The organism is Tardiphaga sp. 813_E8_N1_3, assembly GCF_051811025.1.
Taxonomy (GTDB): Bacteria; Pseudomonadota; Alphaproteobacteria; order Rhizobiales; family Xanthobacteraceae; genus Tardiphaga.
In genome coordinates this window covers 1194339-1219192 of sequence record NZ_JBPWQE010000001.1, presented here as the reverse complement: position 1 = coordinate 1219192, position 24854 = coordinate 1194339, and the positions used below count along the sequence as shown (strand labels likewise).

At 61.3% G+C, this 24854-nt stretch carries 23 protein-coding genes; 10 read left to right on the top strand and 13 right to left on the bottom strand.

The features are described 5' to 3' along the window. Positions 1–8: 8 nt before the first annotated feature. Positions 9–323, bottom strand: coding sequence for a DUF2849 domain-containing protein (locus AB8A33_RS05730; protein ID WP_068735099.1), 315 nt, complete (start codon positions 321–323; stop codon positions 9–11). Continuing rightward, positions 320–1756 carry a siroheme synthase CysG gene (cysG, locus tag AB8A33_RS05725; RefSeq protein ID WP_439091889.1) on the bottom strand — a complete coding sequence of 479 codons (1437 nt, stop codon included), beginning with the start codon at positions 1754–1756 and terminating at the stop codon, positions 320–322. Before cysG ends, AB8A33_RS05730 begins: the two co-directional genes overlap by 4 nt. A gap of 300 nt (positions 1757–2056) precedes the next feature. On the opposite strand from cysG, the gene cysP reads away from it, so the two are divergent. The 4 genes from cysP to AB8A33_RS05705 all read left to right on the top strand — a co-directional run bounded on the left by cysP (position 2057) and on the right by AB8A33_RS05705 (position 7273). Continuing rightward, the gene (gene cysP / locus AB8A33_RS05720) at positions 2057–3058 is read left to right on the top strand and encodes a thiosulfate ABC transporter substrate-binding protein CysP (protein WP_439091888.1); all 1002 of its coding nucleotides are present in this window, start codon (positions 2057–2059) and stop codon (positions 3056–3058) included. Between the two features lie 210 nt (positions 3059–3268). Further along, positions 3269–4096: a sulfate ABC transporter permease subunit CysT gene (gene cysT / locus AB8A33_RS05715; RefSeq protein ID WP_439091887.1), complete on the top strand. Its 828-nt coding sequence runs from the start codon at positions 3269–3271 to the stop codon at positions 4094–4096. Beyond that, a complete protein-coding gene (cysW, locus tag AB8A33_RS05710; protein ID WP_439091886.1) occupies positions 4096–4983 on the top strand; it encodes a sulfate ABC transporter permease subunit CysW in 888 nt (295 codons plus the stop codon). Before cysT ends, cysW begins: the two co-directional genes overlap by 1 nt. 130 nt (positions 4984–5113) lie before the next feature. Further along, positions 5114–7273: a malate synthase G gene (locus AB8A33_RS05705; protein WP_439091885.1), complete on the top strand. Its 2160-nt coding sequence runs from the start codon at positions 5114–5116 to the stop codon at positions 7271–7273. Positions 7274–7343: 70 nt separating this feature from the next. Here the strand turns inward: AB8A33_RS05705 and AB8A33_RS05700 are convergent, their stop codons facing one another. Continuing rightward, on the bottom strand, positions 7344–7499 hold the full coding sequence (locus AB8A33_RS05700; RefSeq protein WP_086937086.1) for a Thivi_2564 family membrane protein: 156 nt from the start codon (positions 7497–7499) through the stop codon (positions 7344–7346). Between the two features lie 372 nt (positions 7500–7871). Here AB8A33_RS05700 and AB8A33_RS05695 point away from each other — a divergent pair, with 372 nt between their 5' ends. Together AB8A33_RS05695 and AB8A33_RS05690 are read left to right on the top strand one after the other, a co-directional pair. Then, positions 7872–9965, top strand: coding sequence for a methyl-accepting chemotaxis protein (locus tag AB8A33_RS05695; RefSeq protein WP_439091884.1), 2094 nt, complete (start codon positions 7872–7874; stop codon positions 9963–9965). 208 nt (positions 9966–10173) lie between these two features. Continuing rightward, positions 10174–12267, top strand: coding sequence for a methyl-accepting chemotaxis protein (locus tag AB8A33_RS05690; RefSeq protein ID WP_439091883.1), 2094 nt, complete (start codon positions 10174–10176; stop codon positions 12265–12267). A 24-nt stretch (positions 12268–12291) separates the two neighbouring features. Here the strand turns inward: AB8A33_RS05690 and AB8A33_RS05685 are convergent, their stop codons facing one another. After that, positions 12292–12924, bottom strand: coding sequence for a DUF2865 domain-containing protein (locus AB8A33_RS05685; RefSeq protein ID WP_439091882.1), 633 nt, complete (start codon positions 12922–12924; stop codon positions 12292–12294). Between the two features lie 39 nt (positions 12925–12963). Further along, positions 12964–13755, bottom strand: a complete 792-nt coding sequence (locus AB8A33_RS05680) for a L,D-transpeptidase (protein WP_439091881.1) — start codon at positions 13753–13755, stop codon at positions 12964–12966. Positions 13756–13990: 235 nt separating this feature from the next. Between AB8A33_RS05680 and AB8A33_RS05675 the strand changes: the two genes are divergently transcribed. The 3 genes from AB8A33_RS05675 to AB8A33_RS05665 all read left to right on the top strand — a co-directional run bounded on the left by AB8A33_RS05675 (position 13991) and on the right by AB8A33_RS05665 (position 16122). Beyond that, on the top strand, positions 13991–15100 hold the full coding sequence (locus AB8A33_RS05675) for an AI-2E family transporter (RefSeq protein WP_439091880.1): 1110 nt from the start codon (positions 13991–13993) through the stop codon (positions 15098–15100). A 75-nt stretch (positions 15101–15175) separates the two neighbouring features. After that, on the top strand, positions 15176–15547 hold the full coding sequence (locus AB8A33_RS05670; protein WP_439091879.1) for a DUF883 family protein: 372 nt from the start codon (positions 15176–15178) through the stop codon (positions 15545–15547). Positions 15548–15642: 95 nt separating this feature from the next. After that, positions 15643–16122: a hypothetical protein gene (locus AB8A33_RS05665; protein ID WP_439091878.1), complete on the top strand. Its 480-nt coding sequence runs from the start codon at positions 15643–15645 to the stop codon at positions 16120–16122. A gap of 21 nt (positions 16123–16143) precedes the next feature. On the opposite strand, the gene AB8A33_RS05660 is transcribed toward AB8A33_RS05665, so the two are convergent. From AB8A33_RS05660 to AB8A33_RS05645, 4 genes are all read right to left on the bottom strand, one after another. Then, positions 16144–16551 (bottom strand): hypothetical protein, encoded by a 408-nt coding sequence (locus tag AB8A33_RS05660; RefSeq protein WP_089265433.1) that lies wholly within the window; start codon positions 16549–16551, stop codon positions 16144–16146. A 330-nt stretch (positions 16552–16881) separates the two neighbouring features. Beyond that, positions 16882–18108, bottom strand: a complete 1227-nt coding sequence (locus AB8A33_RS05655; protein WP_439091877.1) for an ABC transporter substrate-binding protein — start codon at positions 18106–18108, stop codon at positions 16882–16884. 62 nt (positions 18109–18170) lie between these two features. Further along, entirely contained in the window at positions 18171–18500 is a 330-nt protein-coding gene (locus AB8A33_RS05650; protein WP_439091876.1) for an AtuA-related protein, read from the bottom strand. 2 nt (positions 18501–18502) lie between these two features. After that, positions 18503–19837 carry an acyclic terpene utilization AtuA family protein gene (locus tag AB8A33_RS05645; RefSeq protein ID WP_439091875.1) on the bottom strand — a complete coding sequence of 445 codons (1335 nt, stop codon included), beginning with the start codon at positions 19835–19837 and terminating at the stop codon, positions 18503–18505. A 197-nt stretch (positions 19838–20034) separates the two neighbouring features. On the opposite strand from AB8A33_RS05645, the gene AB8A33_RS05640 reads away from it, so the two are divergent. Next, positions 20035–20946 (top strand): LysR family transcriptional regulator, encoded by a 912-nt coding sequence (locus AB8A33_RS05640; RefSeq protein ID WP_439091874.1) that lies wholly within the window; start codon positions 20035–20037, stop codon positions 20944–20946. A gap of 10 nt (positions 20947–20956) precedes the next feature. Here AB8A33_RS05640 and AB8A33_RS05635 read toward each other — a convergent pair whose 3' ends face one another. The 4 genes from AB8A33_RS05635 to AB8A33_RS05620 are packed head-to-tail and all read right to left on the bottom strand — an operon-like array spanning position 20957 to position 24842. Next, positions 20957–21937, bottom strand: coding sequence for an ABC transporter substrate-binding protein (locus AB8A33_RS05635; RefSeq protein WP_175368293.1), 981 nt, complete (start codon positions 21935–21937; stop codon positions 20957–20959). 31 nt (positions 21938–21968) lie between these two features. Then, complete coding sequence (locus AB8A33_RS05630) at positions 21969–23099, bottom strand: ABC transporter permease (RefSeq protein WP_439091873.1); 1131 nt, start codon at positions 23097–23099, stop codon at positions 21969–21971. After that, positions 23096–23998, bottom strand: coding sequence for an ABC transporter permease (locus AB8A33_RS05625; RefSeq protein WP_439095865.1), 903 nt, complete (start codon positions 23996–23998; stop codon positions 23096–23098). The genes AB8A33_RS05630 and AB8A33_RS05625 overlap by 4 nt, the downstream gene beginning before the upstream one ends. A gap of 13 nt (positions 23999–24011) precedes the next feature. Continuing rightward, the gene (locus AB8A33_RS05620) at positions 24012–24842 is read right to left on the bottom strand and encodes an ABC transporter ATP-binding protein (protein WP_439091872.1); all 831 of its coding nucleotides are present in this window, start codon (positions 24840–24842) and stop codon (positions 24012–24014) included. Positions 24843–24854 lie beyond the last annotated feature (12 nt).

The following is a 24854-nucleotide window of genomic DNA, read 5'->3' as shown; positions in this document are numbered from 1 at the left end:
CAGGTGCCTTAAGCCGAAGCCGGAAGGTCAATGGTGACGCCCTTGCGGCGAATCTGTTCACGGAGATTGCCCGGTTCGACGGTGCCGTTGTCGTTCACGGCGACCGGCGCGATATAAGGACCGATGGCGCCAACGTCATCAGCTGTGGATTCAGCAAGCAGCGCACGCGCATCATCGGCAGTGCGCACGATGGCGGCTTGCGCCAAATCGGTGGTCCAGCCTTTATGGGCATCGCGATAAATCACCACGCCATCCCATGTACGGTTGGCAGTCACCACCGACGGGCCGGTGATCTTGATTTTCTGTTGCAGCGGAGAGGTCATTCGGCAGCCACCAATAAATCTGAAACGAGCTTGTTGATCTGAGCGGCGCGCCACGGCGCGGAGTGCGCCACGACATCGCCAATGATGAGAACCGCCGGACCGCCCTCAATCTGGTCGACCAGCACCGGAAGGTCTTCGAGAATGCCGACGGCCGCCTGCGCGTCGGGCCGTGTGACGCGTGCAAATACACCAACAGGTGTCTGCGGCGAACGGCCTGCAGCGAGAAGTCCCGCGCGGATCGCAGGCGCAGCCGTCATGCCCATATAGACGACGACGGTCATCTTCACGTCGGTGAGGACGGACCAGTCCACCTTGTCGGCATCCTTTTCCTTATGCGCGGTGAGGAAGGTGATGCGCAGCGCCTCGCCGCGATAAGTGAGTGGCGTCTCGAACATCGCGGCGGCGCCAAGGCCCGCGGTAATGCCGGGAATGACCGAGTAAGACACGCCGGCATCGCGGAGAAACTCGATCTCCTCGCCGCCGCGGCCGAAGATGAAAGGATCGCCGCCCTTGAGGCGCACGGCGCGCTGACCAGCCCGCGCGGCCTCCACCAGCAATGTGTTGGTGGCGCCCTGACCAATCCCGGGCTTGCCGATGCGACGCCCGACCGGAACGCGTGACGCGTCGCGACGGATGCGATCAAGGATCTCTGGCGAGACCAGTTCGTCATAGAAAACGACATCGGCATCCTGCAACGCGCGCAACGCCTTGACGGTCAGGAGATCCGGATCGCCCGGCCCTGCCCCCACCAGCGTGACGTGACCTTCGACAACGCCGGCCTGCGCTGCACCAGCATAGATCGAGAGATCGGCGATTTCCGTCAGCGCCTTCTCGGCCTCGGTACCACGCCCCGCCAGCACCAGCGCACCGATCGGACCATCGACGATGCGCTCCCAGAACCTGCGACGCAACGGAGCCTCGGCGATCTTGTCATTGATCGGCTTGCGCCAGCGCCCGATGAAGCCGGCGAGATCGCCGATCCGCGCCGGCAACATCGCCTCGATCTTTTCGCGCACACGCCGCGCCACCACCGGCGACGCACCGCCGGTTCCCACGGCGACGACCACATCGCCGCGATCGACGATGGCCGGAAAGATGAAAGTGGAGTGCGCAAGCTCATCCATCACATTGACGGGCACGCCACTCGCTTTGGCGCGCGCAGCCACCGCGTGGCCGAGGTCACCGGCGCCAGCGCAGAGCACGGCGATGACCCCCGCGAGATTGGCGGTCGCCGGATCGCCATCGACGTGTTCGATGCGCGCCACGCCCTCGGCATCGAGCCCGGACGTGTCACGATTGCCGTCTGTCGCGTACCAGCGAATCCGCGCACCGGCCGCCAGCAGCAGCCTCAGTTTGGCGCGCACGAGTTCGCCCTGGCCGACAAGAATGATCGGCCCGGTCTGCAAATCGAGGAAGACAGGCAGAAAGCGCATGCATACTCCGCTGCCCCGAAATTCGGGGTTGACTGGAATTATATTCTATATATCTCTCGATAACGAGGCGCAAAGAGAAGATTTTATCTTCTTCGAGGCGTTCTAACTATAGAATTTTTGTCCTCAAACACCAAGCGTCGTAGATGCTTCTTCTCAATAACGGTCGGCCGATGCAGGAGTTGCGCGAAACCGCACCCGTGCCCGCCCCGTTGCGCAGCAAATTCCGGACCGTTTGCCGGGCAAAACGCCGCAGCCGCCGCTCCCGGCCATCCGATCGCTCTCACTCACAGGGGACTTCACGTGAACCGTTTCATTATCGCTCTCGCCGCCGGGCTCGGCATTCTCGCGACTGCCCCCACCCAAGCGCAGACGCCGAACACGCTGCTCAATGTCTCCTACGACATCTCGCGCGAGCTCTATGCCGAGATCAATGTTGCTTTCGCCAAGCAGTGGAAGGCCAAAACCGGGCAGGACGTCACCATCAACCAGTCGCATAACGGCTCGTCACGCCAGGCGCGCTCGATCCTCGAAGGCCTCGAGGCCGATGTTGTGACCTTCAACCAGGTCACTGACGTGCAGGTGCTGTACGATCGCGGCAAGCTCATTCCAGCCGATTGGGCCAAGCGGCTGCCGAACAATTCCTCGCCTTATTACTCGCTACCGGCCTTCCTGGTGCGCGCCGGCAATCCAAAGGGCATCAAGGACTGGGACGATCTTGTGAAGCCGGGCGTGCAGGTGATCTTCCCGAATCCGAAGACATCAGGCAATGCGCGCTACACCTATCTGGCCGCCTATGCCTTCGCGAAGAACAAGTACGGTGCAGACAAGGCTGATGACTTCATCAAGAAGCTGTTCGCTAATGTGCCGGTGTTCGACACCGGCGGTCGCGCCGCCACCACGACCTTCGTCGAGCGCGGCACCGGCGATGTGCTGATCACCTTCGAGGCCGAGACCTCGTCGATCCGCGACCTCGCGGGCAAAGACAAGTATGAAGTGGTGGTGCCACCGACCAGCGTGCTCGCCGAATTCCCGGTGACCGTCGTCGACAAATATGCCGACAAACACGGCACGAAGGCACTCGCAACCGCCTATCTCGAATTCCTATATTCGCCGGAAGGCCAGGACATCGAAGCCAAGGGCTATAACCGCGTCACCGACAAGACCGTGATGGCGAAGTACAAGGACAAATTCCCCGAGGTGAAGCTCTATCGCGTCGAGGACGAATTCGGCGGCTGGGACAAGCTGAATGCCGAACACCTCAATCCCGGCGCAAAGCTGGACACGCTGTTCGGCGGGAAGTGAGCGTAGGGCTCTCGCTTGCTTAACCTCTCCCCGCCCTTTTGCGGGGAGAGGTCGCCGCGTCTTCGCGGCGGGTGAGGGGCATGGCACGCGCTCTCCCCGCGCAAGATGCGGGGAGAGGGAGCGATGGGCCGGCGCCCGCGCCTCTATCCATTCCCTTTCCCTCCAAATCGTCTATGAAGCGCCCCAACGGCTTCACACACGGACCTTCCCTTGCGACGTAGCGTCATTCCAGGTTTCGGGCTCTCGCTCGGCATTACGCTCTTTTATCTCGGAGCGATCGTGCTGTTGCCGCTCTGCGCGCTGATCCTGAAGGCCTCGGACGTCGGGCTTGCGCAATTGTGGGGCATCCTGTCGTCGCCGCGCACGCTCTCGGCCATCCGCGTCACCGTAACGATGGCGCTCGCGGCCACCGCGTTCAACGCCATCTATGGACTACTGCTGGCCTGGGTGCTGGCGCGCTATCAATTTCCCGGCAAGCGCATTCTCGACGCGCTGGTCGACGTGCCCTTCGCGCTGCCGACCGCCGTGGCCGGCCTCGCGCTGACGGCGCTGTTTTCCAAGAAAGGCTGGTTCGGCGCACCGCTCGAGGCACTTGGCATCCAAGTCGCTTACGCTCCGCTCGGCATCGCCATCGCGATGGCTTTTACCAGCATTCCCTTTGTGGTGCGCACAGTGCAGCCGGTGATCGAGGATCTCGGCTCCGATGTGGAGGAAGCCGGGCGCTCGCTTGGTGCCAACGACCTGCAGATCCTTTGGCGCGTGATCTTCCCGGCGATCTTCCCGGCCTTCCTCGCCGGTTGCTCTCTCTCCTTCGCACGCAGCCTCGGCGAATTCGGCGCGGTGATCTTCATCGCCGGCAACCAGCCGATGAAAACCGAGATCGTGGCATTGCTCACTTACATCCGACTCGAGGAATACAACTACCAGGCCGCCGCCGCGATTGCCGTGGTGATGCTGGCGATGGCTTTCGCCATGCTGATTGTCACCAATGCCGTGCAGGCCTGGAACTTGCGCTATCTCGGCCGGGGAGATGCGTGATGTCGCATCCCACGAGTGAACGCGCCCATACCGAATGGATGGTGACGCCCGTCGGGGCCGGCCCGGTGACGCGCCGCGTGGTACTTGGCATCGTCGCGATCCTCACATTGCTGTTCCTGATCGCGCCGCTGGCGTTGATCTTCAGTTCAGCGCTGTCACAGGGCATCGGCACATTTTTCAACAGCCTCACCGAGCCCGGCACGCAGCATGCGATCTTCCTGACTGTCGTCACCGCGCTGATCGCCGTGCCGATCAATATCGTATTCGGCCTCGCCGCAGCGTGGACGGTGACGAAGTTCGTCTTCCCGGGCCGCACGCTCCTCATTTCGCTGATCGAACTGCCCTATTCCATCTCGCCGATCGTCGCCGGAGTCGCCTATATCTTCGTCTATGGCTCCCAGGGCCTGTTCGGCCCGCTGATCGAAGCCATGGGCATCAAGGTGATGTTCGCGCTGCCGGCCATCGTCCTAGCAAGCATGTTTGTCACCGCGCCCTTCGTGGCGCGTGAACTGATCCCGCTGATGCAGGTGCAGGGCACCGATGAAGAGGAAGCCGCCGTCACGCTCGGCGCGTCAGGCTTCGCGACATTCCTGCGCGTTACGCTGCCGAATGTGCGCTGGGCGGTGCTCTATGGCGCGATCCTGTGCAATGCCCGCGTAATGGGCGAATTCGGCGCGGTCTCCGTCGTGTCCGGCAATATCCGCGGCCAGACCACGACACTGCCGCTGCAGATCGAACTTCTATATCAGGACTATAATGTCGCCGGCGCCTTCGCCGCGGCGACAGTGCTGACTGCGGTGGCGCTGCTGACCATCGTCATCAAGGTGCTGCTGGAGCGCCTCTCGCCCGATCACGCGCAAGCCCCGGCCCGGCCGCCCGGCCACTGATCCCTTCAGGGGACTTCTCACCGGGTAGCCTTAGCGTTAAAAGGTCCCATGGGCGCCGCGGTTTGGCGCCGTTTATGCTTATACTCCCTGAAATTAGAGCAGAATTGCCGCTTCTCGCGAGAAAGACACCATGAAACGCATCGACGCCCACGGACTGCAGATCGCCCCCGTCCTGTTCGACTTCATCGCCAAGGAAGCCGCCCCCGGGACCGGCATTGCGCCGGATGCGTTCTGGGCTGGCGTTGCGAGCCTCATCACGGACCTCGGCCCGAAGAACCGCGAACTGCTCAAGGTACGCGATACGTTGCAGGCCAAGATCGATGCCTGGCATCTGGCCAACAAGGGCGCCTTCGACATGAGTGCCTATACGGCGTTCCTCAAGGAGATCGGCTATCTCCTCCCGGAGCCCGCGACCAAGCCGGTCGAGACCGCCAATGTCGATATCGAGATCGGCCAGATCTGCGGCCCGCAGCTCGTCGTGCCGCTCACCAATGCGCGCTACGCGCTGAATGCCGCAAATGCGCGCTGGGGCAGTCTCTACGATGCCTTCTACGGCACCGATGCAATCCCGCATGATCCGTCTGAAGGTGGCAAAGGCTACAACAAGGCACGCGGCGACAAAGTCATCGCCAAAGCCAAGGCCTTCCTCGATCAGGCGGCTCCGCTCGCCACTGGCAGCCACACCGACGTCACCGCCTACAGCATCGTCGCCGGCCAGCTCTCGGCCAAGCTCAAGAGCGGCAATCTCACCGCATTGAAGAACGAGGCCCAGCTCGCTGGCTATCTCGGCGAGCTCGCCACCCCGACCTCGATCCTGCTGGTCAATAACGGCCTGCATATCGAAGTGAAGATCGACCGCACCAACACCATCGGCAAGGACGACTCCGCTGGTGTTGCCGACATGATCATGGAATCGGCGGTCTCGACCATTCTCGACATGGAAGACAGCGTCGCTACCGTCGACGCCGACGACAAGGTGCTGGTCTATCGCAACACGCTGGGCCTGATGAACGGCACGCTCTCGGCCGACTTCGAAAAGGGCGGCAAAACGCTGAAGCGTTCGCTGAACGAAGACCGTGTCTACAAGACGATCGACGGCAAGAGCCTGACGCTGCATGGCCGCAGCCTGATGCTGATGCGCAATGTCGGCCATCACATGTTCACGGACGCGGTGCTCGACAGTGCCGGCGAAGAAGTGCCGGAAGGCCTGCTCGATGCTGCGGTGGCCGGCCTGATCGCGATCCACGATCTCAAGAGCAAGGGTCGGATCCGCAACAGCCGCACCGGCTCGGTCTATATCGTGAAGCCGAAGATGCACGGCCCGGACGAAGTGGCGCTGACCTGCGAGATCTTCGCACGCGTCGAAAAGCTGCTGTCGCTGCCCGAGAACACCATGAAGGTCGGCATCATGGATGAGGAACGCCGCACCACGGTGAACCTCAAGGCCTGCATCCAGAATGCGTCGAAGCGCATCATGTTCATCAACACGGGCTTCCTCGATCGCACCGGCGACGAAATCCACACGTCGATGGAAGCGGGTCCGATGATCCGCAAGAACGACATGAAGGCGACACCGTGGATCAAGGCCTATGAAGAGTGGAATGTCGATGTCGGCCTGATCGACGGCCTGCCCGGCCATGCCCAGATCGGCAAGGGCATGTGGGCGGCTCCCGACAAGATGGCGGACATGCTGGTGCAGAAGCTCGGCCATCCACAGGCCGGTGCGACCACCGCATGGGTGCCCTCACCGACTGCGGCGACGCTGCACGCTTTGCACTATCATCAGATCGATGTCGCCACGCGCCAGAAGGATCTCGCCAAGGGCGGTCCCCGCGGCAAGCTCACCGATATCCTTACCATTCCGGTGTCGCAGTCGAACTGGGCACCGGACGATGTGAAGCAGGAGATCGACAACAACTGCCAGGGCATCCTCGGCTATGTCGTGCGTTGGATCGACCAGGGCGTTGGCTGCTCCAAGGTACCGGACATTCACGGCGTCGGCCTGATGGAAGACCGCGCCACGCTGCGCATCTCCGCGCAGCATCTCGCCAACTGGCTGCATCAGGGCGTCATTACCAAGGATCAGGTGATGGAATCGCTGAAACGCATGGCCGTGGTCGTGGACGGGCAGAACAAGGGCGACGCGCTGTATCAGAACATGGCGCCGTCGTTCGATGGCGTCGCCTTCAAGGCCGCCTGCGATCTGATCTTCGAGGGACGCACGCAGCCGAACGGCTATACGGAATACATCCTGACCGCGCGCCGCCGCGAGGCGAAGGCGCTGGCTTGATCGTCTACGACTACACACCAAAAGAAAAAGCCCCGGCAGACCGCCGGGGCTTTTTTGTTAGTTCATCTCGCTAGAACACCGCGATGTATTTCAGCAGCGAGATCACACCGAGAATGATCACGACGACGCGGCAAATCTGCTTCGCGCGGCCGTCGATCGGCAACAGATTGATCAAGTACAGAATGAGAATAACGACGAGAAAAGTGATCAAGACGCCGACGAGCATGTGCATATCCCCCCAGACTCAATGGAAATGAATAGCAGCCCCGGCCATCGCCACAGCTGCTCAACAGTGATCCAACGTGGGCGAGAGCATTGGGTTCCCGGACCGGAACAAAAGAACCTCGCCAAACTAGGCACGCAAGCTGGCTCTCAGGTCACCGACGTTCACGTAGAATCCGCGCCGCCAGCGGAATGCCGAACCCGCGCGGAGAAGCAGAACCGATCAATCGCCGGGCCTCGTCCTTTGCCGTGCCGCAAGAACGCTTACACACCAACTACCTAAAGTAGCCATATTCAAGCCTGCTTCACGATACGGGTGCAATCGGAAATATTTACCATTTGAAGCCTTACTAAATCAAATATTTGGGGATTCATGATGTTCAATCGATTGACCGTTTCCGCATTGCTTCAATCTGTCATCGTCATCATGGCGCTCTGCGTGGTCGCCGTTCTTGCAACGACAGCCTGGGACTCCTACGGGCGGCTACGTTCAGCCAGCCGCATCTCGGTAATTGCAGACGCCTCCGCGAATGCCTTCAAGGCGATGCATAATCTGCGCACCGACCGCGCATCGACGAACCGGAACCTGAACAACGAGACAGTCATTCAGCCGGACGGAGAAAAATATCTCCGCTCCATTCGCGATTCCGAGATGCCAGCGATGCGAGCAGCGGCTGACCTCATTGCCACCATCGAATTCGCCGATCAAAAGACGCTGCACCCGACGCTGGTCCAGCTGGTCAACAAGCTGACCGCTCTGCAGACCGAATCCTGGGACGCGATGAGCAAGCCGAAGGCGTCGCGCCGTGCAGCCCTCGGCAAGGAGTATATGGAGACCACGCAGGCGCTGCTTGAAACACTGGAGAAAGTGTCGGCCCGGCTCGCCGCCGCGGTGAACCACAACGATCCCATGATCGATCAATTACTGTCGATCAAACAGGCGGCCTGGCTGTTGCGCAACACCGCCGGCGAAGGATCCCTCCTCGTCGCGAACGGCCTTGCTGTCGGGCGCGCCACACCTGAGAATAAGCTCGCCTACACCAAGTTTGTTGGCGGCATCGACGCCGCCTGGAATGCGCTGGAATTGTCCGCGTCTGGAATGCAGCTGCCGCCCAACCTGGCTGCAACCATGGCTGCTGCGAAGGTGGCTTATTTCGACCCGCAATATATGGCCCTTCGTGACCGTGTCATGAATGCACTGGTGAGCGGCGAAAAGCCCGAAATCACCGCTAGTGAGTGGACTCCAATCACCGTTGATCGCATGGCCAGTGCGGTTACAGTCGCCGAACGAGCGCTGAATGAAGCAAAAAGCCACACCTTGACGCAGTGGACTGCCGCGCAGCACGCGTTAATCCTGCAACTGGCGCTGCTCGTAGCCGCGCTCGGCATAGCATTCGGCAGCATGGTTGCCGTCACCCGCCGCGTCATCACCCCGCTGCACACCATTCGCGATGCGATGCTGAAAGTCGCCGCAGGCGATCTCGTCGTCGATGCCGGCTATTCCGAACGGAAGGACGAAATCGGCGCGCTCGCCGGCGCTCTAGAGACCTTCAAGCAACAAGCCAAGGAGAAAGCACAGATCGAACAGCAGGAGCGCAACCGCAACGCCGACGCGACCCAGCGGCAGCAGGCCATCGAACAGCACATCGGGACCTTCGAGGTCCAGATGCGTGATGCGCTCAACGCGCTCGGCAGCGCGTCCGATCAGATGAACACCACATCGGATGGCATGGCGGTCGTGTCCAGCCAGACCAATGCCCGCGTGCAGGTCGCAGCAAAAGCCTCAGGCGAAGCCTCCCTGAACGTGCAGAATGTCGCCTCCGCCGCCGAACAGCTCAGCTCGTCGATCAACGATATCAGCCGGCAGGCTGCGCATGCGGCTGGTATCGCCAGTCGCGCCGTCAATCAGGCGCAGGAAACCGACGGCACCGTCCAAGGCCTCGCCAAGACCGCCAACCGGATCGGCGAGGTGGTCGGGTTGATCAACGATATCGCCTCGCAGACCAACCTGCTGGCGCTCAACGCCACTATCGAAGCCGCGCGCGCTGGCGAGGCCGGGCGTGGCTTTGCCGTCGTCGCATCGGAAGTGAAGTCGCTGGCCAGCCAGACCGCCAAGGCGACCGACGATATTTCCGAGCAGATCGCAGATATCCAGAAGGTCGCCAATGAGGCCATCGAAGCCATCAAGTCGATCGGCGGCATCATCGGCGAAGTCAATGAAGTAGCAACTGCCATCGCCGCGGCCGTCGAAGAGCAGGGCGCCGCGACACAAGAGATCACGCGGAGTACGCAGCAGGCCGCCGATGGCACCCGCAATGTGTCGGACAACATCGCCGGCGTCAGCGCCGATGCGGACGCAGCTGGCGCTGCCGCGCAGGATGTGAAGGTAGCCTCGGAAACGCTGGCCACGCAGACGCGCCAGCTCGGCACTCAGGTGACGGACTTCCTCGGCAAGATCCGGGCTGCCTAGGCAGGGCCTCATCAGTCACATCATCGAGCGCTGACAAGTATCAAAAGCCCCGGCATCGTCGGGGCTTTTTTTCGTCAAAGCGTCGCCGGGCACGACAACATTCTACCTCAAGTAGATTTATAAGAAATGCATTTATCAAGACGAGCGCGAACGTGAATATTTACCAATTGCAGCTTTAAATACCGGAAATATTTTTGGGGGATTCATTGTGCTTCATCGATTGACCGTTTCCGCATTGCTCAAGTCCGTGATCGCCATCATGGCGGTCTGTGTCGTCACGTTCCTCGTTCTCAGCGCGTGGGAATCATATGGACGCCTCAACGTCGCCGGGCGCATGTCGACGATCGCCGAGGCATCCGGCCATGTGTTCAAGGCAATGCACAATCTGCGCACCGACCGGTCCACGACGTTCCGCACGTTGAACGCCGAGGTTGTGATGCAGCCAGATACTGAAGCCTATTTGCGCCGTATCCGCGGCGCCGAAATGCCGGCAATGAAAGCGGCAGGAGAATTGCTGGTCACCGCCGATTTCCCCGGCAAGGCGACACTGGTGCCCGAGTTTAACCGGCTGATGCAGGCCTTGATCGCGTTGCAGGCCGAATCCTGGGACCAGATGAGCAAGCCGAAGGCCTCGCGCCGCGCGGGCCTTGCCAAGGAATTCCAGGACAACGTCGATTCCGTTCTCGCCATGCTCGAAAAAGTCTCCTCCGCTCTCACGGCCGCGGTAACCCACAACGATCCGGTGATCGATCAGTTGCTTTCGATCAAGCAGATGGCCTGGCTGATGCGCAACACATCGGGCGATGCCTCCGTCATTGTGTCCAACGCACTCGCGGTCAACAAGATTTCGCCGGAGCTGCAGCGAAGCTATGTGAAGCTGACGGGCGGCATCGAAACTGGATGGAATGCGCTGGACATCGCATCGTCCGGGACTGAACTGCCACAAGGTCTCATCACGGCCCTTGCCGCAGCGAAGACATCCTATTTCGATCCGCAATACTTGGCACTGCGCGACCGTCTGATTCAGGCTGTCGCAACCGGCGAGAAACCCGAAATGCCGGCGACGGCCTGGACACCGCTGACCGTGGACAAGATGAGCACAGCGGTGGTCGTAGCCGAGCGTGCACTTGACGAGGCCAAGAACCACAGCATCGCGCAATGGTCCGCCGCACAACGCTCGCTGATTTTGCAACTTGTACTGCTGAGTACCGCAATCCTGCTGGCCGTGGGCGCCATAGTCACCATCACGCGCCGTGTGACCACGCCACTGCTTACGATCCGCGACGCGATGCTGAAAGTGGCCGGCGGCGATCTCACCGTCGATGCCGGCTACAGCGACCGCCGGGACGAGATCGGCGCCTTGGCCGGCGCATTGGGGACCTTCAAGAAGCAGGCAATGGAAAAAGCCGAGATCGAGGCACAGGAACGCCATCGGAATTCCAATGCCAGCCAGCGCCAGCAGGCCGTCGAACAGTATATCGGCATGTTCGAGATCCAGATGCGCGACACACTGGGCGCGCTTGGCAGCGCCTCGGACCAAATGAATACGACATCCGACGGCATGGCCGCCGTTTCCAGCCAGACCAATGCCCGCGTGCAGGATGCTGCGCGCGCCTCCGGCGAAGCCTCAGTGAATGTGCAAAATGTCGCCGCCGCGGCCGAGGAGCTGAGTGCCTCGATCAACGACATCAGCCGCCAGGCATCGCATGCAGCCGGCATCGCCAGCCGCGCCGTCAGCCAGGCGCAGCAGACTGACAATACCGTTCAGGGCCTGGCCCAGACAGCGAACCGGATCGGCGAAGTCGTCGGCCTCATCAACGACATCGCCTCGCAAACCAATCTGCTGGCACTCAATGCCACCATCGAAGCAGCGCGCGCTGGCGAAGCCGGCCGTGGCTTTGCGGTCGTCGCGTCCGAAGTGAAGTCGCTGGCGAGCCAGACGGCCAAGGCGACCGAGGATATTTCCGAACAGATCGCGGATATTCAGAAGGTCGCCAATGAGGCCATTGAAGCCATCAAGTCGATCGGCGGCATTATCGGCGAAGTGAATGAAGTCGCCACCGCGATTGCGGCTGCGGTCGAAGAACAGGGTGCGGCGACGCAGGAAATCACCCGCAGCACCCAGCAGGCGGCCGATGGCACCCGCAACGTGTCGGACAATATCAGTGGAGTCAGCGCCGATGCCGACGCGGCCGGTGCAGCCGCCCAGGATGTGAAGGTGGCATCAGAGACGCTGGCGACGCAGACGCGCCAACTCGGCAGTCAGGTGACGGACTTCCTCGGCAAGATCCGCGCGGCCTAAGCGCGATCTATACCGTGGCGCGGATTATTCCCGCGCCACCACCGGCATCCGCTCATACTTTGCCTGCAGCGACGGCGACACCGGCGACATGTTTAGCGATGCGCCGCGCTTGTCAGCGCCGCGGCCCGTGACCATCAATCCGTCGGCACCGGCTACGATGTCGCCCTTACGCAAGGTCGGATCGTTCTCGAGCTTCACCGGCGCCAGACCGATCTGGTCCTTACCGTTACAGGTGCAGCCGGCCACCAGTTCGGTGCGGTACTTGAATGCACTCGGCAGCTCGGAATAGGGTTTACCGCTCTCAGTCGCAGCTGTGTCGATACTGCTGCCGTAAACAACCTTGGTATCGCTCGCCGGACAGAAATTATTGCACGACGCCGCGCGGCTCTGACTGTCGGTCGCTGATATCGGGAAGTAACGCCCATCGCACGTGCGCACGCAAAAAGCCTGACGCCCGCCGCTTGCTGCGCGAGGGCGCTGCTCCTGCACCGGCGGACCTTCATTGACGAAAGGCAGCGAGATATCCGGGCCACGACCACGCGCTATCCCGCCGAACAATGCCGAGAAGAAGTCCTGTGCCTGCGCTGGGGCGGCACCGAGCATGACAATCGCCGCAACCGCGCCGAGAGCCATCCGTTGTCCTGGAAATCGGGCCATGGGGCCTCCAACGCGGTATCAAAGCGGAATGATCGACTCTCAGTAGAGCGACGACGCCGAAAGGTTCATCGCCTGACGACCCGGAGCCTGCTGCGCGCCGGCAGGGCGAACCGAGATCCATGTGACGCTACGCGGCGCCGGAGCCACGCGCGCCTCATAGCGTGGGGCAACAGACTTCGGCAGCACCACAACCCTGGTCCCAACGCTGACGCGGCTGAAAAGGTCCTGCACATCTTCATTGGTCAGGCGGATACAACCCGACGACACGAACTTGCCGATGGTTGACGGATCATTGGTGCCATGGATGCGATAGGCGCTGGAGCCGAGATACATCGCGCGGGCACCGAGCGGATTGCCGGGACCGCCAGCCATGAAGCGCGGCAGATAGGGCTGACGCGCAATCATTTCCTGCGGCGGATGCCAATCCGGCCATTCCGCCTTGCGCGTGACGGTCTGCGTGCCGGACCAGGTAAATCCTTCGCGGCCAACACCGACGCCATAGCGGATCGCGCGGTTGTTGCCGAGCACATAATAGAGCTGGGTATTGCCCGTATCGATGATCACCGTACCCGGCGCTTCGCGGGTCATATAGCTGACTTCAGCGCGGCGCAGACGCTCGGGGAGAGCAACATCCATGTTCTCCCGCACCCGCGGCGCAGCCATCACATCGTCGTCCGGTGGAAACGCGCTTAGCGCAGCCGGTCCATAGTTCATTACCTGCGCCGATGCGCTCGAGATGAATGGCGAAGCTACGATCAGAGCGGCTGTAACAACGAGCGCGCTTGTGAGACGCAGCGAAAGCGTGCGGTTTCCAGATGATGCCTGTGACATGTGACTGCCCCGTTTGGCGACGCGTCATCGTCGTGATGACCGCAACCAACTGCGCCGAAGCCTCGCGGTTCCCTCCCTGCCGCCGTTCACCGAATGATTTGTCAACCAAGGAACCATCACGAAATCGCGACGGAACTTTTGCGGTATGGTCGTGTTGTAGAGCCCGATCGCATGTCGGCGGTCTGACGCGCGAACGCGGTCTGCGCGAACAAGTGGCGGCATGTCGGGACAGCTCATGAGTGAAGTACGCGCGCTCCCCGAAAAGCCTGCAGGCACGCCGGTGCCCGAGAGCAAGATCGAGCAGCCGCCGGCGTTCCGCCGTGCCGAGGTGGTTGCTTTCACGCTGGTATCGCTGCTGGTGATCACCGTGATTACGGTGCTCTATGTCGCCAAGGCATTCTTCCTGCCAATCGTGACGGCCTTCATCATTGGCACCATGCTGTCGCCCGCAGCGAGCTTTCTCGAAAAGCGCCACATTCCGCGATCCGTCTCGGCAGTCCTGATCGTTATATTGGTGTGCGCCGGGCTCGCCTTCATCGTGGGGCTTATTTCATCCCCGCTGATGGAATGGACGACGCGGCTCCCCGAATTAGGTTCGCTGCTCAAGAACAAGCTGCATGTCTTCGACCGACCGCTGGCGCTCTGGCACCAGATACAGAGCATGTTCGGCAGCGCCGAAACGCTTGCGACAACAAAGTTCGAGTTGCCCAAGATCGACTGGGTGCAGCCAACCGTTGAATTCCTGTCGCCAACCTTCACTGAATTCCTACTGTTCTTCGCCACGCTGGTGCTGTTCATCGCAAGCTGGAAAGACCTGCGCCGGGCGCTGGTGATGAATTTCGCTGATCATGAATGGCGACTGCGGACGCTGCGCATTCTCAATGCCATCGAGACCAGCCTTGGCGAATATCTGCTGATGGTCACCATGATCAATTTCGGAGTCGGCATCGCCACCGGCGTGATCTGCGCGGCCACCGGCATGCCCAACCCGGCCGGCCTCGGCGCGCTGGCAGCCACGCTCAACTTCTTCCCGATCATCGGCCCCGTCGCCATGTTCGTCATCCTGGTCGCGGTCGGCATCATTTCGTCGGAGACGATCGCCGCGGGCATGATCGCGCCGCTGCTGTTCGTCGGCCTCACCTTCATGGAAGGCCACTTCATCACGCCCACGATCATCGGACGCAAATTGCAACTCAACGCGCTGGCGGTGTTCATCGGGCTGGCGTTCTGGACCTGGCTCTGGGGCCCGATGGGCGGCTTCCTGGCGGCGCCGATCCTGATCGTCGGGCTGATCCTGAAAGAGCATTTGATGCCGATCAATTCACCGCAGTTGCCGCCGGATTAATCCAGCTCTACTGATGGAACCTACGGTCTAACCGGGCGTTTCTGCATTGGATTTTCAGTATCAGGGGAGCTTCGCATGGCGGATATCGATGGCCTGGATGAACTCAAGAAACTGACCGACAAAGCAACCTATAGCCGCCTTCAGAAGGATCTCACCGCCGTGAAAAACGATGTTGCAGCCCTGACCGAACAGATCACCGATGCGCTCAATGCTTTTACCGGCGAAGCCAGCAAACAGGCCCGCCGCGGCGTCAAGCAAGCCCGCGCCGACGCCGAAGACATGATGTCCGACATGCGGGAGCGCGGCAGCGCGGCCTATGATGCTGCTCATGACGCCGCCTATTCGCTCGAGGAAACGCTGGAAGACAGTATCACCCAGCGCCCATTGGCAGCCGTCGGCCTGGCGCTCGGTCTCGGCGTACTGATCGGGATGGCCTGGCGCCGCTGATTCATATGCGCAGGATTGGAATGTGATGAACTGGCGGTGCCCGAGGGTGCCGTCAGTTTTCTTTGTATTTTAAGTTTCGGGTTTCGGGGGCTTCCATGCTGAAGGGTATTATCGACGATCTGAAGAACAGCACGGGCAACAGTCTGCGCATGACGTCACTGATGGCGATGGCGGGCTTTGCCGGCTTTGTGGCGCTGTGCTTCCTCTGCGCAGCGGCGTTCATCGCGGTGATGCAGCGCTACGGCCTCATCGAGGCCTGCCTGACCATCGCCGGCATCTTTGTGGTTATCGCGGCGATCTTCGCACAGGTCTATGCGACCAAGCAGAAGCAGGCCCGCCAGCGTGCAGCAGCCGCGGCGCGTGCAGCAGCCAGAGCTGCGGCGAATGCGCCGCTGATCGATCCGATGCTGTTGGCGACCGGCATCCAGATCGCGCGCACGCTCGGCCTCAAGAAGGTTGTTCCGCTGCTCGCGCTGGCCGGCGTCGCACTCGGCTATATGGCCAATCGCAGCAGCGCTGCGACAGATGATGATACGAATGAAACCGGCGACCCCGATGAGGTCGCCGACGATTGATTGAAATTGTCAGCGTGAAGATCAGGTCACGCAGCGACCCGGCTGCAGCATCTTTGCCATCTCGCTAAGCACACTCACAGGCGGTTCGCAGCCCACCGCCGCACGCTGCGGTTTGGCGTTCATGGGGAGAGGCCGGATATTGACGGCTTCATTCTTGGTTGGAGCCACCACGGGCGCGACGCCCATCCGCAGAAGGACGGACGTATCCGACAGGCCCTGAACGCGGAACGAGAGAGTCTGGCTCTGCTCGTTCTGTGTGGTAATTAGTGATGCCCGGTCGCCCTTGGCAGCCCGATTGACGCCGCTGGACGCAGCCTTGTCTGAATCGGTCAACGTGCCCCGCAGATCATTGCCGGAAGCATACTGGATGGCGCCGAACATAGTCGCGCCGGCGACCATTCCCAAGACCAAGCTGGATACCTTTGACATGTGAGCCTCGCCTGCCCTGCGCCGCGTCGTTGCGTGGCGCTCATAATAGGAACGTGCGTCAAGGCTCTAGGTTCAAGAACGGCGATCACTTAACCGTGTGTTAAATAATTTGACGCCCGCTGGAACGCTTTTCACCCTCGCGCGTCTTCCAGGAAGCCGGTCGTCCCCTGCCCCAATTGACCGGCGACGCGGGGTGGAGCTGTGGTGATGCCAGCTGCACCCCGCATTCTTTTGAGGGATAGGTAAGGCTCTCTCACCCTTCATAAAGAAATCGCGGGCAAAGGTATTTCCCTGCCCGCGACGCTCAATTCATAAAGTTATCGGCTCGGCCTACTTCTTACTCATCACCATTGGACATGCGCTTGCCGAGAGCGGCGAAAACGCGTCTTCGCCCTTCACAGTGGCGAGGATCCTGAACACGTCATAGCTATCTGTGACCTCGGAAGGCTTCTTGACCTCGGCGAGATACATGTCGTGGACCATCAGATTGTCCGGACGCAGCTTGCCGTTGCGCAGGAAGGCATCGTCGAAGGTACGCCCCTGCAGATCCTTGACCACGGCGGCAGGATCCTTGGTATTCGCAGCCTCCACTGACTTGATGTAGTTCAGCGTCGAGGAATAGACACCAGCCTGCATCATGCTCGGCGGCTTGCCCATCTTGGCCGCGTAGCGCTTGGAGAAGGCACGCGTACGGTCGTCCATGTTCCAGTAGAAGCCAGACGTCACCAGCAGGCCTTGCGCGCTCTTCAATCCGACGCTTCGGATGTCATTCACGTCGATCAGGAGCGCAATCATCTTCTGATCGCCGCCCATCAAGCCGAACTCTTCCGCCTGCTTGATGGCGTTCTGCGTGTCGCTGCCGGCATTGGCGATGGCGATGACCTTGGCGCCCGACGACTTGGCCGTCAGAAGCTGCGAGGAGAAATCCGCCGTGTTGATCGGATGCGGCGCACGGCCAAGCGCCTTGCCGCCGCCCTTCACGGCAACTTCCGTCACGTCACGCTCGAGCGCTTGACCAAAGGCATAATCCGCAACAACGAAGAACCATGTGTCGCCACCGCGCTGAAGCATCGCCTTGCCGGCAACATTGGCCAAAGCGTAGGTATTGTAGGTCCACTGAATGAAGTTCGGCGAGCAGAACTTGCCGCTGAGATCCGCCGAGCCGCCGGCCGATGTGATGAACATCTTGTTGCGGTCCTTGGCGAAGGTCTGCACGGCGATGCAAACAGACGACACCGGCACATCGAGAATGACGTCGACGCCTTCCTGATCATACCATTGGCGCGCAATATTGCCGCCGACATCGGGCTTGTTGAGGTGGTCGGCCTGGATCAGCTCGATCGTCTTGCCGAGTACCTTGCCACCACATTCCTCGATCGCGAGTTGCGCTGCCGCCACCGAGCCCTGCCCGCCATTGTCAGCGAACAGGCCCGTCATGTCGGACAACACACCGAACTTCAGCGGCGTATCCGCCGTGGCACGCACGATCGCCGGTGAAAAAATGGCAGCGCTGACGCCGGTCGCACCGAGGCCAGCCAGGAACGTACGTCGCTTCATCAATAGTCCTCCCGTTTTTGGTTTTTTGGTATGAAAGTATCGTCGTCCTGTTGTGACGAAGATCATGGTGAGCCGGATGACGCTCCTTTGCTCGGCAGCTCGAATTCGAGCAGCGCAGAGCTCATTGATTTGCCGTGCGTATCCAGCGCGAGCGATCGCACGACACCGCCACCGAGCGCGCCCGTCAGCACGAAGTTCAGGGCGCCAAGCGCCGGCAATTCATAGCGCGCGACGGTGCCGGTGATGGTGTCGCCGAAATGTCGCGCGACGCGATCCGCTGTTACATGCTCGACCAAATGCGCAAAATCGTCGGCATCGAATGCGACGACGGAAATGTTGGACGTATCGCCTTTGTCGCCGCTGCGCGAATGCGCTATCTCATGGAGCTTCATAATCACGCCTCCATGAATGTGATGGATGACGTCACGACAGTTTCGGGCAACAGGGCCGAAGCGACGCCGACGATCTCGCGCGCCGATTTCCACGCGCCGCCGCCGCCGGCCGGCCCGTTGGTATAGAGCGTCTCGACCTCGTTGCCGATCTTCACGGCCTCTGCCAGCGAGTCCGTGCGCCCGGCTACGCGGATGCGGACTTCATAGGGATCGCGCCCCTCAGCCAAGGCGTCACCATGCAGCGCATTGACGCCGATCAGGTCGAACCGGCTTTCTGTCATCTTCACACCTGTCAACGTGAGACGTTCACGCACGATCTCGAGGGCAAGCCGCCCACGCGCGACGGCATTGGCGCCGGCATAGGAAATCTCGCCTTCGCCGACATAGCTGTCGAGATAGCCGACAGACGTCTTCAGCAGGCTCGTCTTGGGCGTCCCGCTGCCACCGGTGACATGGATGCGATCCGGTCCGACCTCCGCGACACGCACCTGCGAGAAATCGGCGACGACATCCGGTTGATAATACCGGGTCGGATCGTGAATTTCGTAGAGCAACTGCTCCGTCACCGTCGCACGCGTGATCTGGCCGCCCGAGCCCGCAACCTTGGTGACGACAAGATCGCCATCTTCACGCACCTCGCCGATCGGGAAACCAAGTCGCGCGAGACCCTGCACATCCTTCACACCGGGATCGGCGAAATAGCCGCCAGTGATCTGGCCCGCGCATTCCAGGAGATGGCCGACCATGGTGCCCTTGCCGAGCAGGTCCCAGTCATCCATCGCCCAGCCGAATTCATGAACCAGCGGCCCGAGAAATAGGGCCGGATCAGCCGCACGGCCGGTGATGACGACATCGGCGCCGCCGGCAAGCGCTTCGGCGATGGGGGATGCGCCTGTGTAGGCATTGGCTGAGATCACGCGGTTACCGAGCGCTTTGACGGAACCGCCTTCGTCCAGCACGACGTCGGACGCGCGCGCCTGCTCCAGCACATCGTCGCCGGTCACGGCCGCAACCTTCAACCCGATCAGACCAAGAGCCTTGGCGATGTCACGCGTCGCCTGCGCTGCCGCGACAGGATTGGCCGCGCCCATATTGGTGATGATCTTGACGCCGTTCCTCCGGCAGATCGGGAGCACCGCCTTCATGCGATCGGCAAGCAGCGGATCGAAGCCGCCCTGCGGATCCTTCAACCGGTCCTGCTGGGCAAGCGCAATGGTGCGTTCGGCGAGGCACTCGAAGACGAGATAATCGAGGTTGCCACTTTCAGCGAGTTCGATCGCCGGTTCGATCCGATCGCCCGAATAGCCGGCGCCGGATCCGATCCTGATGGTGCGCACGAGCAATTCTCCCTGGGTCAGACTTGCGTGCAATCAAATCGCGAAACCGCGACCGCTGCATGTCACCTCCCGATCTTTTCTTGCGGATACGTCACCGGCCGGAACAGGTGATCACGCGCATGTCGTTACGGGTATTGAAGCCAGAAGCCTCCCCATATTCAATTGAATTAATTCTATCCCATTGATAGAAATTCGCTATGGATGTAAATCTCAGGCAAATCAGGACATTCGTCGTCGTTGCCCAGGCCGGCAGCTTCACCCGCGCTGCAGAGCTGCTGCATCTGGCCCAGCCGACGCTGACGGTTCAGATCAGACGCCTCGAAGAGACGCTTGAGGTGAAGCTGTTTGACCGCAACACGCGCTCTGTCGAACTTACGCGGGTCGGCCGCGAACTGCTCCCGGTGTTCCAGCGCATGATCCGCGATCTCGATGCCGTGGTCGTGGACACCCGCGACATCGCCGCAAAGCGCCGGGGCGTCGTCCGGATCGCGGCGCTCCCCTCGGTCGCCGCAGGCGCCCTGCCCGAGGCCATCAAGTCGTTTCGCGAGTTGCTGCCCGGCGCATCATTCGTCCTAAAGGACGTGATCGCCAACCGTGTTCTTGATCTTGTCCGCTCGGAGGACGTTGATCTCGGCATCATGGGCGGCACCATCACCGGTCACGATGTGGAAGTGTTGCTCGAGGTGCGCGACCGCATGCATGTGGTGTTTCCGGCGAAGCACCCGATCGGCGGCATCCGCAAGGTCACCATCGACGATCTGATGAAGTATCCGCTAGTGCTGATGGACCCCGCGACCAGCGTTCGCGCCGTCGTCGACAGCGCCTTCCTGAAAGCAGGATACATCGCGCAGCCCACCTGCGAGGCGACCTATATGATGACCGCCATCGCCATGGTGCGCGCGGGGCTTGGCATCACCATCCTGCCCGGCTCCGCCCGCGAGATCGGCGCGGAGCCAGACCTTCGCTCGCGGCAGATCGACGTCGCGAATTTCTCGCGCGCTATCACCATCATCAAGAAGAGCGGCCGCACCCTGCTGCCGATCAGCGAAGCCTTTGGCGATCACCTCGCCAAATCAATCGGCGCGCAGCCATTGTTCGCGCGCCGATGATGCGCGCCAGCTACTTCATCGCCTCATAGACCGCGAAGCTGTAGGCACCTTCCGGCTTCTTGGTGATCACGGGATCCGATCCACCGGACATCAGCGTCGCGACCGTGCGATCGTAGTCCTTGACATCCAGCTTGCCATTGGCGTCGCCGAGCAGCTTGCTGACCTCGGTCATCATGCGCTTCTGGTCCTTGGCGGTCTTGGCGCCCGTGGAGTCGCCAGCCAGGATGATCTTCACGGCTTCGTCGGGATTGGCCTTGGCATAGTCCCAGCCCTTCATCGACGCCTTCACGAATTTCGCCATCTTGGCGACGAAGGCTGGATCCTTGAGGTTCTTGTCGAGCACCCAGAGACCATCCTCCAGCGTGGCGACGCCTTCGTCCTCATATTTGAACACGGTGAGCTGGCTCGGCTTGTAGCCGCCGTCAATCACCTGCCAGTATTCATTATAAGCCATGGTCGAGACGCAATCGGCCTGCTTCTGCAGCAGCGGATCTACGTTGAAGCCCTGCTTGATGATCTTGACGCCCGCCGGCGAACCGTCGGTCTTGTAGCCCAGCTTCGACATCCAGGAGAGGAACGGATATTCGTTGCCGCCATACCAGACGCCGGTGACCTTGCCCTTCAGATCGGTCGGCTTCTTGATGCCGGTTTCGGCACGGCAGGTGAGTTCGAGGCCGGACTTCTTGAAGGTCTGCGAGATATTGACCAGCGGCACGCCCTTTTCGCGCGACGCCAGTGCCGAGGGCATCCAGTCCACAACCACATCAGCACCACCACCCGCGATCACCTGCGGCGGAGCCACGTCAGGGCCACCCGGCTTGATCGTCACGTCGAGCCCGGCTTCCTTGTAGAAGCCCTTCTCCTTGGCGACGAAGTAGCCGGCGAACTGGGCCTGCGCGACCCATTTGAGCTGGATGGTGACCTTGTCCGCCGCTTGTGCGGAGCCGAGCGAGAGAGCCATCGCTGCGCCGAATGCCATGATCTTCTTCATGCTCAACTCCAAAATTGGCGAACCTGCCGAACTAGGTCCGCATGGATGGATGCCAAAACGTCGTCACGCGCTCGGCGAGCGCAACAAGTCCATAAAATGCCATTCCCGCGATCGCGGCGAGCGCGATCTCCGCCCACACCATATCAAGCGCCATGCGCCCGGCTTCGGTGGAAATCCGGAAGCCGATGCCTTGCGTCGGCGTACCGAAGAATTCTGCAACGATGGCGCCTATCAAAGCCAGTGTGGCATTGATCTTCAGCGCGTTGAAGATGAAAGGTAATGCAGCAGGCAGATACAGCTTGATGAGAGTCTGGGCATAGCTTGCGCCATAGGAGCGCATCAGGTCACGCTCGATATCACCGGCGGCCTGCAGACCTGCCAGCGCATTCACCAGCATCGGGAAGAATGTTACCAGCGCCACGACGGCGGCCTTCGACGGCCAGTCGAAGCCGAACCACATCACCATGATGGGCGCGACACCGACCAGCGGCAGTGCCGAGAAGAAGTTGCCGAGCGGCAACAGCCCTCGGCCAAGAAATTCAAAGCGATGCGCGAGGATCGCGACCAGCAATCCTGCGCCGCAGCCAATGGCATAGCCAATCAGCACGCCGCGAATGAAAGTCTGCACGAAGTCTGCCCCGAGCATCGGCAGTGATGCCATGAACTTCGCAGCAGCGGCGCTCGGCGACGGCAGCAGCACCGGCGGCACACCGGCGCCGCGCACGACAACCTCCCATAGATAGAACACCACTGCGCCGAACAGCAGCGGAATGGCGAGATCGATGATCTTCCGAAATGAGCTGTTGCCCGATTTCAGCCCGGCCAGCGCGACGACGCAGATCCAGGATGCAAGCCAGACGCCGACGACCATCATCCAGAAGCCCGATGCGGCATCGCCGGCAATCAGGGGATCGCGCAACAACATCAGCGTCATGTCTGCGGTAATGCCCGCGCCGATGAGACCGATCACGATGGCAGGGAAGCCACGAAAGCCGGCGGCGAAGCCGAATACCAGCACGATCACGCCGGTCAGCAGGAACGTCAGCGGCCGCGCCATCAATGCGGCAACAGGCACACCCGCTAGCGGCAATGGCAGCATCAGCGTGATCAGCACGCAGACCGCCGACATGATGAAGCCCAGGCGTATCTGGCGCCGGTTCATGGCCGCGCGCCCATCCGCTGCGCGACATTCCGCTCGGCATAACCAACGATCGCGATCAGGCCTGACGCGAGCACGGCGGCGGCAACAAGCGCGGACCAGATCTGGATGGTCTGGCCATAATAGGAGCCGGCCAGCAAGCGCGCGCCGATGCCGGCTTCCGCGCCGGTCGGCAATTCCGCGACGATGGCGCCGATCAGCGAGATGGTGATGGCAACCTTGAGGCTGGCAAAGAGATACGGCACGGCCGAGGGCCAGCGCAGTTTCGACAGCACCTGTCTAGATGTCGCCGACCATGTGCGCATCAGATCCATCTGCATGGGATCGGGCGAGGTAAAGCCCTTCACCATGCCTATCGTGATCGGGAAGAAACTCAAATAGGCCGAGATGATCGATTTCGGCAGCAGGCCCTGCAGGCCGATGGCGCCGAGCACTACGATGAAGATGGGCGCCAGCGCCAATATCGGCACCATCTGCGAGCAGATGATCCACGGCATCAGGCTGCGCTCCAGCACGCGGCTATGCACGATGGCCAGCGCCAGCACGATGCCGAGCAGCGCCCCGAGCGCGAAGCCGAGCAGCGTGGCCGACAGTGTCACCATGGAATGATAGACGAGGCTGCGCGGCGCCGTCGGCGCATAGCCGAACACACCATCGATGAAGGCGCCCGCCACCTGATGCGGTGCCGGCAACAGTGGCCGCTCGGCGCTCATGGTGCCTTCTAGCAATTCCATGGTCGTATAGGGTGCCTCCTCGCGCTCGAAGCCGCCGCGCACCAGCGACAGGTTCATCAAGACCGCACCGATGTACCAAACGACGATCAGCACCGCGACGATGGTCACGACCGGTGCGTTACGCGTCACAAGCGGATGCGTGCGCAATGCGGCGCGCGCGATCGGCATCGTGTTCACCGTACTACTCGTCATAGGAGTGCCCGGCGCGCAGACCCGTGCGCACGCGCTGCGCGATGGCCATGAATTCCGGTGTCTCGCGGATTTCCAGCGTACGATCGCGCGGGAAATTGCAATCTATGATATCGGTGATGCGCCCCGGCCGCGGTGACATCACCACGATCCTGCTCGAGAGAAACACCGCTTCAGGAATGGAATGCGTCACGAACAGCACAGTCTTGCGGGTCTTGGCCCACAACTGCAGCAACTGTTCGTTGAGATGATCTCTGACGATCTCGTCCAGTGCGCCGAATGGCTCGTCCATCAAGAGCAATTCCGGATCGAACGACAGCGCACGCGCGATCGAGACGCGCTGCTGCATGCCGCCCGAGAGCTGCCAGGGGAATTTCCGCTCGAAGCCGGTGAGATTGACCAGTTCCAGATAGCGCGCCGCGCGCTGTTTCTGTTCGGTCGGCGAGAAGCCCATCAATTCCAGCGGCAGCTTGAGGTTGGCCTCGATGCTGCGCCAGGGAAACAATGCGGGCGCCTGAAACACGTAGCCGTAGTTACGGCCGAGCCGCGCTTGCTCGGCGCTCATGCCATTGACAGTGACGCTGCCAGAGCTTGGCTGCTGCAGGTCCGCAATCACGCGCAACAACGTGGTCTTGCCGCAGCCGGACGGGCCAATGAAGGAGACGAACTCGCCGCCGCCGATTTGCAGATCGACATTGGATAGGGCTTCGACCTTGCCGTCGGCCGTATCGAAGGTGAGCGACACCTTGCTGACATCGACCGCAACGGGGCGTGTCACTGTGGATCGATAGATGTGAGGTTCAGCATCGGCAGTTGAGTTCATGCGCACCGGTTC